This is a genomic window from Fictibacillus sp. UD (genome assembly GCF_043558025.1).
GTDB lineage: Bacteria > Bacillota > Bacilli > Bacillales > Fictibacillaceae > Fictibacillus.
In genome coordinates, this window is record NZ_JARUHH010000024.1 from 15,372 (window position 1) to 28,525 (window position 13,154).

Annotated in this window: 15 protein-coding genes; 5 read left to right on the forward strand and 10 right to left on the reverse strand. The window is 39.9% G+C overall.

Annotated elements, in window-relative coordinates:
- Positions 1 to 39 precede the first annotated feature (39 nt).
- From P8610_RS19860 to P8610_RS19885, 6 genes are all read right to left on the reverse strand, one after another.
- On the reverse strand, positions 40 to 1,062 hold the full coding sequence (locus P8610_RS19860) for a fatty acid desaturase (RefSeq protein ID WP_289496736.1): 1,023 nt from the start codon (positions 1,060 to 1,062) through the stop codon (positions 40 to 42).
- 168 nt (positions 1,063 to 1,230) lie between these two features.
- On the reverse strand, positions 1,231 to 5,586 hold the full coding sequence (locus tag P8610_RS19865) for a S8 family serine peptidase (protein WP_394605912.1): 4,356 nt from the start codon (positions 5,584 to 5,586) through the stop codon (positions 1,231 to 1,233).
- Between the two features lie 585 nt (positions 5,587 to 6,171).
- Positions 6,172 to 6,783: a flavin reductase family protein gene (locus P8610_RS19870; protein WP_394605913.1), complete on the reverse strand. Its 612-nt coding sequence runs from the start codon at positions 6,781 to 6,783 to the stop codon at positions 6,172 to 6,174.
- 24 nt (positions 6,784 to 6,807) lie between these two features.
- On the reverse strand, positions 6,808 to 7,422 hold the full coding sequence (locus P8610_RS19875) for an alpha/beta hydrolase (protein ID WP_394605923.1): 615 nt from the start codon (positions 7,420 to 7,422) through the stop codon (positions 6,808 to 6,810).
- The gene (locus P8610_RS19880; protein WP_394605914.1) at positions 7,419 to 8,366 is read right to left on the reverse strand and encodes a ring-cleaving dioxygenase; all 948 of its coding nucleotides are present in this window, start codon (positions 8,364 to 8,366) and stop codon (positions 7,419 to 7,421) included. Before P8610_RS19880 ends, P8610_RS19875 begins: the two co-directional genes overlap by 4 nt.
- A 318-nt stretch (positions 8,367 to 8,684) precedes the next feature.
- Entirely contained in the window at positions 8,685 to 9,521 is an 837-nt protein-coding gene (locus tag P8610_RS19885) for an aldo/keto reductase (protein ID WP_394605915.1), read from the reverse strand.
- Between the two features lie 153 nt (positions 9,522 to 9,674).
- Here P8610_RS19885 and P8610_RS19890 point away from each other — a divergent pair, with 153 nt between their 5' ends.
- Positions 9,675 to 9,869 (forward strand): hypothetical protein, encoded by a 195-nt coding sequence (locus P8610_RS19890; RefSeq protein ID WP_394605916.1) that lies wholly within the window; start codon positions 9,675 to 9,677, stop codon positions 9,867 to 9,869.
- Here P8610_RS19890 and P8610_RS19895 read toward each other — a convergent pair whose 3' ends face one another.
- A complete protein-coding gene (locus tag P8610_RS19895; RefSeq protein WP_394605924.1) occupies positions 9,870 to 9,977 on the reverse strand; it encodes an aspartyl-phosphate phosphatase Spo0E family protein in 108 nt (35 codons plus the stop codon).
- A gap of 356 nt (positions 9,978 to 10,333) precedes the next feature.
- On the opposite strand from P8610_RS19895, the gene P8610_RS19900 reads away from it, so the two are divergent.
- Together P8610_RS19900 and P8610_RS19905 are read left to right on the forward strand one after the other, a co-directional pair.
- On the forward strand, positions 10,334 to 10,486 hold the full coding sequence (locus P8610_RS19900) for a hypothetical protein (RefSeq protein WP_394605917.1): 153 nt from the start codon (positions 10,334 to 10,336) through the stop codon (positions 10,484 to 10,486).
- Between the two features lie 19 nt (positions 10,487 to 10,505).
- The gene (locus tag P8610_RS19905) at positions 10,506 to 10,748 is read left to right on the forward strand and encodes a DUF2164 domain-containing protein (protein WP_394605918.1); all 243 of its coding nucleotides are present in this window, start codon (positions 10,506 to 10,508) and stop codon (positions 10,746 to 10,748) included.
- Positions 10,749 to 10,781: 33 nt separating this feature from the next.
- On the opposite strand, the gene P8610_RS19910 is transcribed toward P8610_RS19905, so the two are convergent.
- Positions 10,782 to 11,081 carry a hypothetical protein gene (locus tag P8610_RS19910; RefSeq protein WP_394605919.1) on the reverse strand — a complete coding sequence of 100 codons (300 nt, stop codon included), beginning with the start codon at positions 11,079 to 11,081 and terminating at the stop codon, positions 10,782 to 10,784.
- A gap of 181 nt (positions 11,082 to 11,262) precedes the next feature.
- Between P8610_RS19910 and P8610_RS19915 the strand changes: the two genes are divergently transcribed.
- On the forward strand, positions 11,263 to 11,436 hold the full coding sequence (locus P8610_RS19915) for a YjcZ family sporulation protein (protein ID WP_289496746.1): 174 nt from the start codon (positions 11,263 to 11,265) through the stop codon (positions 11,434 to 11,436).
- A 51-nt stretch (positions 11,437 to 11,487) separates the two neighbouring features.
- Here the strand turns inward: P8610_RS19915 and P8610_RS19920 are convergent, their stop codons facing one another.
- Together P8610_RS19920 and P8610_RS19925 are read right to left on the reverse strand one after the other, a co-directional pair.
- The gene (locus tag P8610_RS19920) at positions 11,488 to 12,108 is read right to left on the reverse strand and encodes a YitT family protein (RefSeq protein WP_394605920.1); all 621 of its coding nucleotides are present in this window, start codon (positions 12,106 to 12,108) and stop codon (positions 11,488 to 11,490) included.
- Positions 12,109 to 12,349: 241 nt separating this feature from the next.
- Positions 12,350 to 12,601 (reverse strand): HPr family phosphocarrier protein, encoded by a 252-nt coding sequence (locus tag P8610_RS19925; RefSeq protein ID WP_394605921.1) that lies wholly within the window; start codon positions 12,599 to 12,601, stop codon positions 12,350 to 12,352.
- A gap of 183 nt (positions 12,602 to 12,784) precedes the next feature.
- On the opposite strand from P8610_RS19925, the gene P8610_RS19930 reads away from it, so the two are divergent.
- Positions 12,785 to 13,036, forward strand: coding sequence for a hypothetical protein (locus P8610_RS19930; protein ID WP_289496750.1), 252 nt, complete (start codon positions 12,785 to 12,787; stop codon positions 13,034 to 13,036).
- Positions 13,037 to 13,154: the final 118 nt, after the last annotated feature.

A 13,154-nucleotide genomic window follows, 5' to 3' on the forward strand; every position in this document is an offset into this window, starting at 1 on the left:
CGTGTTCAGAAACGAAACACGGTGCGGAGTGACTCATAATTATGCTGCTCTGTTTTTCCTAATAAAATTACGAATGTCCCTGTTGCCAATAAATTTCTTAGACTGTTCATCCCAAAGCTTAAACGTTAAGGATTTTAAGCTTGTTAGAAGAGTAAGCGTTGGCACATCTTGTAGTCGCGGATCACTCTTATGGGCTTTCTCCAAATGATAATTTGGCACTCGAGAATTCAAGTGATGAACATGGTGGAACCCAATGTTTCCTGTAAACCACTGCAGAACTTTTGGAAGCTTGTAGAACGAACTTCCTTTTAATGCAGCTTCTACATAGTTCCATTTTTCGTTATGTTCAAAGTAACCATCTTCAAACTGATGCTGCACGTAGAACAGCCATACTCCTGAAAATGTTGCGATGTAGAAGATCGGCAGTTCTACTAATAAAAATGCTTTCCAGCCGATAGCAAATCCAACCGTTAATACAATTGCGACTAACGCAACATTCGTTAACCAAACGTGCACTTTTTCTTTTTTAGAAGCATTCTTCGCATTAAATCGGTAATCGATCAAGAAAATATATAATGGTCCGATTAAAAATAATACGATCGGATTTCGATATGTTCGATATTGTAATCTTTTAAACCAAGAAGCATCTGCATATTCTTGCAATGTCATCGTCCAAACATCACCAACACCGCGCTTTTCTAAGTTTCCGTTCGTAGCATGGTGCGTTGCATGGCTATTCTTCCATTGTTCATAGGAACAAAATGTGAATAAACCTGTAAATATACCTACGATCTGATTGGCTTTACGACTTTTAAAAAATGAATAGTGTGTGCAATCATGAAAAATGATAAATGTACGAACTAAGAAACCTGCTGCAGGAACAGCACAAAGAAGGGTTAACCAAAACGATATATTTAGACTCAGATAAGCAAGAACCCATAAGATAATAAATGGTCCTACTGAATTAATTAACTGCCATACACTTGCTGATATACGCGGGCGTTCAAATGGTGCTAATTTTTTCTTCCATTCACGAATGTCGTACTTCGAATGTTCGCTCATTAAATCAGTCTCCTTTAACTTCACATCGTAACTATCTTAACACATATTTTGTATTTAGCATTCTCTATATTTGTCGAATTAAGAACAAATTATATGACTAGGTACTAAAAGCGCATAAAAAAACCGGTCCTCCCTAGGGCAGGACCGGTTTAGATGTTTTATTATTTCTTACTTTTTCTTTTTCTCATTGATATAAAGCTTGCCTGTTGCTCTCTCAGCTGTTTTGTTGCCATAGTCATCTGAAGCAATTACTTCTACAACTGCTCCTGCTGCCTTCATGTTGGAAGTTGCAGTGTAATATCCTTCATAATGTCCTTCTGTTGTTTCACGCATAGGCAATTCAGTTGCGTTTGCCAAGCCTCCTGCATTTGTGAGCGGCATATGGATAACAAATACCGTATCCAATCCTGTTTCACTGTCAAATTCAATTTTTACAGACTCTCCACTCTTTAGTTCTTTGTCAGTATCTGGCTTTAAGTTTGTAATAACTGGAGCTTCGAATTTGGCATAAACTTTAACGGTCTTCGCTTGACGATTTCCTGCCTTATCAAGAGCTACCACCTTGATTACGTTTTCACCTTCATTTAAAAGCATACGGTGGCTATAGTTACCTTCTGCATCCACCTTAGCTTTTTGACCGTTTACTTTTACCCAATCAACATTCTCTTCATCTGCTTTACCTGTTACGGTTACAGCTTCACGATTTGTTTTCAAACCATTCGCTGGTGCTGTAATGCTCAATTTAGGCTTTGTTTGATCGAGTGTAACGGTTACTGGAGCAGATTCATCAGTGGAACCTTGCTCTGTAACTGCTTTCGCTGTCAGCGTGTTAGCACCATTTCCAAGCGTTACTGGACTCGAGAAAGTTCCTTCATCCGTTGTCTCAGCACTCGCTACTTTATCTCCATTATTGTAAATATCAACTGTTGTCGTTGGAGCAGCTGTACCGGATACCGTCACATTTTCCTCGTTTGTAAACGATCCATCTGCAGGAGAAGTGATGACAGGTGCTGTTACTTCATAATTCACTGTGGCACGAATCATGTAGTTCCCTTCATCTTCTGGTGATTGTGACCAAGCCCCGCTTAAGCTCTGATAGCTTCGACCAGACCATGTTCCACTTTCATCTGTCGCAAGACCTGGTGTGTTAGGATTTGCGAACGTTTGAATATACACCATGTAGAAATCTCCTTCGACCATAATTCCATGCTGACTTAAATCCACATGTGTCCATTCTCCATTACGAAGTGCTGTAGCATCAAAAGGTCCAGCAAGTTTTTTACCAGGCATTCCATCTGGACCACTTGCATCATACACAGCTACTTGGAATGCTGTCCCACCAGGTACTGGCCATTCTGTATCCCAGAATCGGAACAATCCTCCTGTTACAGCTGCTTTCTCATTACCATTCGCTAATGACATTTTAACAGCCCACGCGTTTCCTGCAGAGTTCCATGCACGTGCATTTTCAGCTGTTCCATCGTCATAGCCGATCTCACCTGGATATCCGATGAAAGGTTTTAACTCAATGTTTTGCTGTGTTGTTTCGCCACCGGAAATGGTAACGGATACTTCTTCTCCATAATAAGAAGGAGCTAGTACTTTCAACGTGTACTCGCCTTCGTATGCGGAGATTTCATACGTACCATCTTCATTCGTTTGAACAGGTGCAATTGCAGCATCTTCCATAAGCATTACTGTAGCTCCTGCAATCGGTTCGCCTGTCACTTCGTTTGTTATAGTACCTGAAACAGTTCCTCTTGGAATCTCTTCAAGTGTAAAGTTCGCTCTTGCTGTCCCATCTGCTTCAAGGGTTACGGATTGTGATTGTGAACGGAACCCATAAGCCTCTGCTTGTACCGTGTATGTTCCTGCTGCATGCGTTAAGCCATATGAACCATCTTCAGGATTCGTATAAACGGAACGACCCGTTTCAAGAACGCTTACTTCTGCACGCATCGGAAGGGCTAGTGGTGCAGCAGCATTACCGTCTTTTGCAGGTTCTTTTTCAGAAGAAGGTTTCATCGGCTTGATTTTAGTTGGATCTACTTTTGGTTTCGCCTGTGCGATAGGTGCTTTTTCAACTGCTGGAGACCCGCCTAGTTTTGCTTTTTGTGTAGGCATGATCGGCTGGTCATGAAGTTTCACATCATCTAAATACCATCCTGCTTTTACAACAGAACTGTCGGATGTTACATTGAACGCTACATAAATTCGTTGTCCCGCGTATTCAGTCAAATTTACTTCTCCATCGATCCATCCGCCAGAAGTAGAGTTAACGCGAAGCTTTTGTGTCCAGTTTTCCATATCTATTGAAACGAATACGTGTCCATAATCATAGTTGCGTTCTAGATCATGCCATTGTTTGAACTGAAGGTATGTGCTTCCTTCAGGAAGGTCAACTGGAGGCATAACAAGTGTCATGTTAGCACTGTTCGCATAGTTACCAGCAAGATTTGAAGCATATACTTTTTCACCAGAGAATGCCGCACCAGGTCCGCTTGTTGGTACACCATGCTCCCAGCTATTATTTGCTCCGAAAGATGTCCATCCTGTAGGATTACCTTCAAAGTCTTCATTGTACCCAGTAGAAATTCCAGGCAACAATGCTACAGAGTAGTTATCTGTAGAAATGTCATTACCACCAAAATCAATAGCTGTCCATTTGTAGATAATAGAATCACCTGTTAATGCTGATCCTGGAATAGAAGCACTGTACGTACCAGACTTGTAATCTCCGCCTGAACGTTCTGCAGTCACGTCTGTCCAGCTTCCATCTTCGTTTTGGTAGCTTAGAACTACTGAAGTGACACTAATATTGTCTGACACTTCTGCTTCAAGATTTAATGGCATCTCTTTGTAAGATTCACTTGGTCCTTCATGTGTGATGGAAGGAGCTTCTGTATCCTCTCCTTCTTTAGTTACCGTCCCTTCAATTCTACCTAGTCCTGTAACTACGGAAGATACGGCTGTAAATGCATTTACTAGACCGTGTCCATAACCATTGTTAGGAGATTCAGGGAAAGTCGCGTCTGTTAGTGGTGTTGCTGAATTTAATAAAATTTCTTCAAGTTCTTCAACTGTCAGACTCGCATCAGCCTGTCTGAGCAATGCAACAACTGCTGAAACGTGTGGTCCGGCCATTGATGTACCATTCCAACCACCTTCATATGCACTCCCAGGAACCGATGAACGGATATTTACTCCTGGTGCAGAGATTTCAGGTTTTGTTTCGTCATATGGAGAAGGTCCTTGTAGTGAGAAGCTTGCTAAACGGTCGTTAATGTCTGTTGCACCTGTTGCAAAGGATTCTGGATAGTTTGCTGGAGTAGCAACAGAGCCTGGACCACCTGGATTAAAGATGGTCGTATTACCTGCAGAGAATTCAGGGAATATTTCAGCTGCACGCCAAGCTTGTACCATTTCTCTGTACCATTCATCAAGTCCTGATCCGCCGCCCCAAGAGTTATTTACAACGTCCGGCGCTTTTTCAGGATGTGGATTACCTTCTGCATCTTTTGGTGCTAAAATCCATTCACCTGCTTCAAGTAAGTCAACATCGGTTCCACCTGATGCAGAGAATGCTTTAACAGCGATCCATTTTGCTCCCGGTGCAACACCGATCTGATTACCTCCGTTTGGTTCTGAACCTACCATTGTCCCCATCGTATGAGTACCGTGTCCATCATCATCATATGGCGCTGATTGTCCGCCAACAGGATCAAACCAGCTGAATTGATGGTCGGCAGCATCAGGATTCTGTGGATTAAATCCGCGATACTTTTCTTTTAACGCTGGGTGATTCCATTGAACGCCTGTGTCTATATTGGCTACAACCGTTCCGGCACCATCAATTCCCATACCCCAAACTTCAGGTGCTCCTACACGTTGGATGTTCCATTCTATTGAAGATGTTTCGTTTTTTGGTTCAACCTTTAAAGATGGTTTTGGCTGTGGCATCTCTGGAAGCTTTACAGAACTTGCAGGTTGAATGAGCTGTCTTGTTTCATTTGGTAGTACCTTTTCAACTTCTGGGTAAGCTGCAATCTCTTCCATTACATCTTTTGTTGCCGTTACTGCCATTCCATTAACGACATAAAAAGATTGGATTTTTTCAGCTTTACCTGCTTTTTCTTGTTTTTCTAAGTATTTTTTCGTGTGATTTTGAGTTTCAAGCGCTTTTGCGCGAAGTGAGGATACTAATGTGGAACGTTTCATTAATTTCGTTTGATTGGCAGATAGTTTTTGAGATTTTGCCTCTTTAGCAGCTTTTTTAGCCACTTCTGCTGTGTTTACTTGTTCTTTAAACTTAATGAGGAATGTAACTTTATCTTTCTTGCTGAATTGTTCGTTTACTTTTTTGGAAACCTTGCTTTTTGTGCCTTCTAAGGCGGCTTCTTTTGCTGACGTAGAAGCTTTTCCTTTTGTTGTGGCGTTAGCTTGAGACGGGAACATCATTGGAACAATCATTAAAAAAACTAAAAATACGGAAAGCCAGCGTACTTTTCTTCGTTTTTTACTCATGTAACTTTTCCCTCCCTGATTTTTTTTGTTAAGCAGATCCTACTCTTAAGAATCCTGTCACACCTCCTGTATTTTTTTTGAAAATATAGTAATTCTTTGTTGTTATTTAAAGGTTAACGGAAAGTAACTGTAAGATTATGTAATAATTTGTCGCAGAAAGGACTAGGAACTGGAAAATAAACCCTTTGTATGATTTTTGGGATTTTATTTCGTGACTATTGATTATCCATTTTTTAGGATGGGTTCCTTTTTCATAGAAAGACAAACTTCTGACGCAGGACATATCTACTTATTTTCGTAATATATAAAAGAAGTATCTAAAAATGGGAAGACAGACCCTTAAAATTGTGATTATTCCCTCTCGGAATTTCCAAAATCTTCTTCAAAGAAGCAGAATCCCCCAAATTCCCTATTCATGATTTATGGGCTTTGTCGTAAAAAGGATTACAATAGCCTAAAAAGGATGGATATGCCTTGTCTAAATGGTGTAGGGTAAAGTGACTACATATGATAAGACTTTAAAAAATGTCGGTTTTTGACAATAAAAAAATCCCTCTTACTAGTAAGAGGGAGAGCCGACTATTTTTATTGAGGCCGTTCTAACGAAAATATTTCACCTAATTTTACATAGTTTGAACCTGCCAGCCTTCCAACAGGCTTCAGTTTTTCAGCATCAATTTTCCCATCATAATACAAGTCATCAGCAATGTGGTAATGAACAACTTTACCGATAATCAGATCTGTAGCTGGATGATCAGGGGTTCCTCCTAGAGGAATAATACTCTCAACTACGCATTCCATACGAATTCGGGATTCAGCAATTCCAGGAACTTTTACCTTAACCGATTCAACTGTTGTTAGTTTTGCAAGTTCGACTTCACTTTCATCTGGCTTAATGTTCGCTGCCGTTTGATTCACAGCCTCAATGTACGTTTCATCCGGGATATGGACTACAAATTCACCAGTTTTCTCTGCATTTCGTGAAGTATCCTTCTGTACCCCGTCTTTCCTGCCAATTGAAATGGCGATTAACGGAGGATTGGATGTTAGCGCGTTAAAATAGCTGAAGGGAGCTGCATTGAGCACACCATCTGTGGAAAGTGTACTTACAAAAGCGATAGGTCTTGGAATTATACTCCCTGTGAGGAACTTATAATTTTCTTTTATAGATAAGTTTTGAGGATCAATCGATTTCATGAAATCACCTGCTTTACTTAAATTTTATGACATTAAATTTTTGTGGAACCATTCAGCTGCTTCTTCTACTTCAGCTCTTGAAAGCTGATGACCCATATTCTCCCATTTCACATGTACCTCCGCACCTGCACTTGAGAGTAATTTTTCTAGCTCTTCTGTTTCTTCTGGCGGACAAATCGGATCATTTTTTCCTGCTCCAATAAATACAGGAAGCCCACTTAAATCAGGCAATTCGACCCCGCGTCTCGGTACCATCGGATGATGAAGAATAGCTCCTTTTAGCGAGTTTTTATAATGGAAAATCAAACTTCCTGCAATATTGGCACCGTTCGAATACCCAACAGCAACCACTTGATCTCTGTCAAATTCATACTTCCCGGCTGCTTCATCAATAAAATCATGAAGCTCTTTCGTGCGAAAAATCAAATCTTCCTCATCGAATACGCCTTCAGCCAATCGGCGGAAAAATCGTGGCATGCCATTTTCAGATACGTTTCCTCTTACACTTAGAACAGAAGATTCGGGTGAGATCATTTCCGCCAATGAAAGAAGATCTTCTTCATTTCCTCCTGTGCCATGTAATAAAAGCAGCACCGGTTTAGTTAAGTCCGTTCCTTTATTAAACAAGTGTTTCATTATTTGTCCTCCTTTAAAATCCTTGCTTCTGCTGGCTGCAGGTGACTCTCAATCTGCTCTCGGTGAGGCTCAAGCCATGGCGGGAGCAGCAGCTCTTTACCAAGATCCTCTTCTGGTTCGTCACGTGTAAATCCAGGTGGATCTGTTGCAATCTCAAAGAGGATGCCCCCTTCTTCACGGAAATAGATGGCATTGAAATATTGGCGGTCAATAATTTCTGTGACTTGAAAATCATTCTGTTTCACATGCTGCTGCCATAATTCATGCTGTTCATATGAGTTAGCTCGCCATGCGATATGATGGACCGTTCCAACTCCGCTCACCCCTCTTGCTTCTGGTGCAAGCTTAATATCAATCACATTTCCAATATCACCTTTCGCTTTAAACCTGATGTAATCACCGTCTTGCCCGACTTTTTGAAGCCCCATCACGTTCATTAGCACTTTTTCTGTTTGCTGAGGAGCTGCAGAAAGCATTACGGCACCGCCAAATCCTTTAATGGCATGCTCTGGAGTGATTGCTCCAAATGTCCATTCGCTGTTCTTTCCTTCTTTTCTTGCTACAATCTCTATACGCAATCCGTGTGGATCTAGAAATTCTAAATACTCTTCTTCAAAGCGGACTGTTTTCTTATATTCAACTGAGAACTTTAAAAGTCTTTCTTCCCAAAAAGAGAGCGAACCTTCTGGAACAACAAAAGAAGTCGTACCCACCTGCCCGGAACCCACTCTTCCTCTATATGCATCTGGCCATGGAAAGAACGTCATGATCGTTCCTGGGCTGCCTCCTTCATCTCCAAAATAAAGATGGTATGTTCCAGGGTCATCGAAATTAACCGTCTTCTTTACTAATCTCAATCCTAGTACACCAGCATAAAAATCAACATTCTCCTGCGGACTGCCAACGATAGCTGTAATGTGATGAATTCCATCTGTTTGCATCATCATATCTTAAACATCCCTTCATACTTCATTACTTATTTTTTGTAAGTTTAGTATATGAGATAACACTTACTTTTGTCAAGTAACTATATTTGTTTGTGAAAATAATTGTGATACTTGTGTATGTAAGACGTAAAATACGCTCTTCTCATTATGTACGGCTCAGGCTTTACTTAGCCTTTCCCCATATGAAGAGGCTTGTAACGAAAGAAAGTAAGAAACAATTTCATACAGATGAAAGAAAAGAAAAAAATCCACGTGGAATATGTATATTCCACGTGGACAAAAAGTGAATTTTTGTATTTGTTTGGGGTCAGACCCCTTTTAGAAGTCGAAGTTATCTGGGTCGGGACCGATGCGTCGGTCTTCATTCAGTGCATCAATTTTAGCCATATCTTCTAGTGATAACTCAAAATCAAAGATATCTGCATTCTCAACGATGCGGTGCTGCTTGACTGATTTCGGAATCGTTACTACACCATTTTGCACATCCCAGCGAAGGATGATTTGAGCTACAGATTTTCCGTGTTTTTCTGCTAGCTCCACTAATGCAGGCTCATTCAACAGTTCTCCCTGCATAAGAGGGCTCCATGCTTCCAGTTGAATATTATTGTCTTTACAGAATAAAAGAAGCTCTTTTTGTGCAAGACGCGGATGGTATTCCACTTGGTTGACCATTGGTTTGATTTCACAATCAGCCAAGATATCTTCTAAATGATGAACTTGGAAGTTAGAGACACCAATCGCTTTTACTTTCCCGTCTTTATAAAGCTGCTCAAGAGCACGCCAAGTTTCTTTATATTTGCCTTTAACAGGCCAGTGAACCAAATAAAGATCAAGGTATTCAAGACCTAGCTTTTCCATGCTAGTTTCAAATGCTGCTAGAGTTGACTCATAGCCTTGATCAGCATTCCATACTTTTGTTGTGATGAACAATTCTTCGCGAGGTACTCCCGCTTCTTTAATAGCTTGTCCAACACCTTCTTCATTTTTATAGATAGCTGCTGTATCGATGCTTTTATATCCTGCTTCAATCGCCCATTTAACAGAATCGATTACTTCTTGTCCTTCTTCCACTTTAAATACACCAAGTCCGAACCATGGCATCTTAACCCCATTATTCAGCACAGTTGTGTCTTGCAATGATTTAATAGCTGTCATGTGTTTAATAGCCTCCCATTTTAAACTGTATTTTGTTCCCTAAAAAGATATTGTCACATTCTGCTGTAGAAAGGAAACATTTCGACTTTTGGAAGGTATTTAAATGATGATATGGAAGTAGTATCCAACACAATATGAAAATGGGGTGTTGGTGTGAAAGATAATCTGATTCAATTTAAAACGAAAAGCGACTCAACTAAGTCTATGCCTGAAAAAGAAATTTCATTGATTCAGGAGATTCGTGAACTGTTATCAGAGTTTCACTGTAATTATCCTTTAGTCACTAAGAAGGCGATTCTGCTTCGTATTGATCAACTAACAGATGAACTCATCTTCAATAAACGATAATTAGAACGTTGCTTGTCTTTGGTAGACATTCAATAGAACGTCTAGCTCTTGACTGCACTTTACGGTTTCCTTGCTGGTTAAACCATTTCGATCTGCAATTTCTACCAGCTTTTCTTTTTTTTTCTTTTATACATTCCATCAGAAGAGAGTTATTCCATTCTTTTTTCTCCACGAAAATCGGCTCCTCTTATGTCAATTTTGTACTTCTCAGTTATTATGCCCGCTTTTTTTATACTTGAAAATAGTTTCCACAAAAGAAGAAGTAATGTTACAAAACTGGACATATTTTTACATGGAAAATCGTCATAAAGACCCAATATTTCATCCATTGTTATGCAATTTTCAGCCGCATTCGTCTACTTTTTTGGGACGAGTTATAATTATTTGTGTCTCAATGACGCACCTTTTCTAAAAGATAGTCACTTTCAAATATTGTCTTCTATGATTATTGATTGGAGTGTAAGATGCGAGACTCCTGCGGGACAGGCGGGCAGGTGAGACACTTAAGAGTAAAACGTCCAAATGTGGCTCACCGCCTGCCCCGCGGAAAGCGAGCATCTGGAACGGAAATCATTCGCTTCCACAAGCAACAAAGTATGCAAAAACAGATTTTTTGATAATGGAGGGTTTAAGAGATTGAGAAAACTTTCAAAAGAGACAAAAGAAGAGATGATTACCAGCATACAGTCATTCTTTCTAGACGAACGCGGTGAAGAGATCGGCAATCTTGCGGCTGAGCAAGTACTAGATTTTATAACGGGTGAATTGGGGGCTTATTTTTACAACGAGGGCATTGAAGACTCTATTTCCACACTTCAGTCGAGGGTGGAAAATTTAGAGGAAGATCTTTACACATTAAAGCGTCCGATTCGCAAATAATAGACAGAAAAAAGGATGGGAGTCTCCCATCCTTTAACCTTTTTTATCGTTGTAATAGTTTACAGAGTACATAGCTCCTTCTTCTACCATCTTGTTGTCGTCTACATCCATTGGATCAGGATGTCCCGCTTTATTGATTGGCAGCTGCGTACGATCGATATGATGAGGGCGTACTCTTCGTTTCATATCTTTGAATTTCATTTTCGTTTTAATACGGTTCGGTTTAAAAGAAAGCCAGACAAGTGCACCTGTACCAAGACCGATTAAGGCCCATGATTGAGTTTTCAATAACCTGTTCGTTGTTTTCATTTGAGTTTGGGTTGCAGTTTGCATATATAACGCCTCCTTGCTAACATTTACCCCTTTTATTCTGATTTGTAACATCACATTTTCTTTGCAAAATTATTACACTCGCCTAATTCCATAAAAACTAAACTATTGTCCATACACCCTTTCCGTACCTCACATATACTGTATCGAAGTCGAAAGTACAATTTTAAGGAGGAGTTTTAGAATGTATGCAAATTCACCGGTAAATGCTTCACTTGCAAACGCACCAATGTATGGTGGCGGATATGGTTATTGTGGTGGCGGAGGTTATGGAAAGAGTTTTGCGATCATAGTAGTTCTATTTGTCCTTCTCATTATCGTTGGTTGTTCTTGGGCGTACAAAGGCAAAGATTGCTAATTTTTACGCACCAAAAAAGGTACGGTTATCATGACCGTACCCTTTTTACATTTACATAGATCGCTTTGTTTTTCTTTGAAATGATGCCGTTCGAACGTAATCAATGATTCGGGTGCTGATCCACTGACAGAGTAACGCGAAGAGTATAATTTCAAAACCAATCGTAAGCGACGTTATAACCAGCACAAAACTGTTGATCATAAAAAGGATGGTACCTGGTTTCTTTCCGGACCATTTAGCAAATATAAGGGCTAAAATATCCATACCACCTGAAGAAGCCCCGAACCGAAACAGAATTCCGACACCAGTACCAAAAATGATCGATCCGTATATAACATCAATGAGCGTTCCATTTAAAGGATATGGGACATGTGTTGTAATCCAATCTACCGTAATAGATGTTACTGCTACACAATAGATGGTCCATAACGCTGCCTTTTTCCCAAGCTTTTTAACCGCGAGCAGCAATAGTCCAAAATTGATGGTCCATAGCGTAAGTCCCAACGGCAAGTCGAAGAAATAATTATTTAAAATGGCGATTCCTGCCACTCCACCCGAAGGTATTGCATGAGGAAAAAGAAAAGCCGCCATAGCTAGTCCTTGTAAAAAAGCTCCAAAAGTTAACCAAATAATTCTATGCAAAACAACAATCCTTTCTAACTTCTCCGTCATATCTATCCTTCATTTTAGACCTCACACAAAGAAATGCAAGATGTTTTGGTAAATAATTTACTTTTTCAAAGATGAATGCTTCGAGCACTCCGATCAACTGTCACTTGAAGAAACTTTTCGTTAATTACGGTTCACCGATAGAGTGCTCATTTCCACCGATATAAATTGCCGTTTCGATCACAAATGGAAAAAGCCGCATGAATGCAGCTTCTCTCCGTATGATTTTTTTCTCTTTTTTTTTTTACGCTAACATACCCGTTCCAAGACACCGCAATGCATCCACTGCTGTTCTGCTATCTTCTCCAGTCGCAGATACACAGCAGATTCCGTTCATACCATTAAGCAGACTCATACTAAGGTGACTTTTTGCGTTAATTTTTAAGGTGTTGCATTCAATGAATATCTGACATTGCTCAAATTCATTCGCTTTGATCACCATTTCATGAATCCATCCTGGTCTTATTTTTTCTTGCACCATAAAATAAGTTTTCATCATATTACCCTCTTTTCAGTCCTCTTCATATTTCATCCTACAGGCAGAATGTAAAGCCCGTTTAAACGCCGTGTAAGTGTTTTATAGCTTATCGTTTCAATTTATGAAGAAAATCAAAAATAATGGTATGAAAAAAGCACTAAATTGCAACATTATGTGTATTACTTTAAAAGGAGCATCTATATGGCTTATTACGTAGCATGTGATTATGACGAACCAGATCGCCAGAGTTATAGAGGCATCGTCATCATTGATACATTAACAAATGAAGTGGCACACCGCTTTTTTTCGGGTCATTTTGATCAGGATTTCCAAGAATATCGAAGCTGGCTGGAGGACACCGAACCTTATTATTTTGAAGGAGACAGTCTTTTAAATTTTGTAGGAGACCTGCATGATCCCGCACTGAATGAGGATCTGGATTTTTATCATTGATTTTTGTTCACATGCAGTTGATACAAAAAAGCACCTTCCGATGATCTGAACCCGAAAAGTTAGACACGAATAATTAGGCAACCTGTTGGGCTTGAGTCCTGTATTCTATCGGACTTAA

What these genes read in the sequence shown, in the direction of transcription:
- P8610_RS19920 (WP_394605920.1), bottom strand. Translation starts at nt 12,108, where the DNA reads ATGACGGAGAAGTTAGAAAGGATTGTTGTTTTGCATAGAATTATTTGG.
- P8610_RS19910 (WP_394605919.1), bottom strand. Translation starts at nt 11,081, where the DNA reads ATGCAAACTGCAACCCAAACTCAAATGAAAACAACGAACAGGTTATTG.
- P8610_RS19870 (WP_394605913.1), bottom strand. Translation starts at nt 6,783, where the DNA reads ATGAAATCGATTGATCCTCAAAACTTATCTATAAAAGAAAATTATAAG.
- P8610_RS19880 (WP_394605914.1), bottom strand. Translation starts at nt 8,366, where the DNA reads ATGATGATGCAAACAGATGGAATTCATCACATTACAGCTATCGTTGGC.
- P8610_RS19925 (WP_394605921.1), bottom strand. Translation starts at nt 12,601, where the DNA reads ATGAAAACTTATTTTATGGTGCAAGAAAAAATAAGACCAGGATGGATT.
- P8610_RS19865 (WP_394605912.1), bottom strand. Translation starts at nt 5,586, where the DNA reads ATGAGTAAAAAACGAAGAAAAGTACGCTGGCTTTCCGTATTTTTAGTT.
- P8610_RS19930 (WP_289496750.1), top strand. Translation starts at nt 12,785, where the DNA reads ATGGCTTATTACGTAGCATGTGATTATGACGAACCAGATCGCCAGAGT.
- P8610_RS19915 (WP_289496746.1), top strand. Translation starts at nt 11,263, where the DNA reads ATGTATGCAAATTCACCGGTAAATGCTTCACTTGCAAACGCACCAATG.
- P8610_RS19860 (WP_289496736.1), bottom strand. Translation starts at nt 1,062, where the DNA reads ATGAGCGAACATTCGAAGTACGACATTCGTGAATGGAAGAAAAAATTA.
- P8610_RS19900 (WP_394605917.1), top strand. Translation starts at nt 10,334, where the DNA reads ATGCGAGACTCCTGCGGGACAGGCGGGCAGGTGAGACACTTAAGAGTA.
- P8610_RS19885 (WP_394605915.1), bottom strand. Translation starts at nt 9,521, where the DNA reads ATGACAGCTATTAAATCATTGCAAGACACAACTGTGCTGAATAATGGG.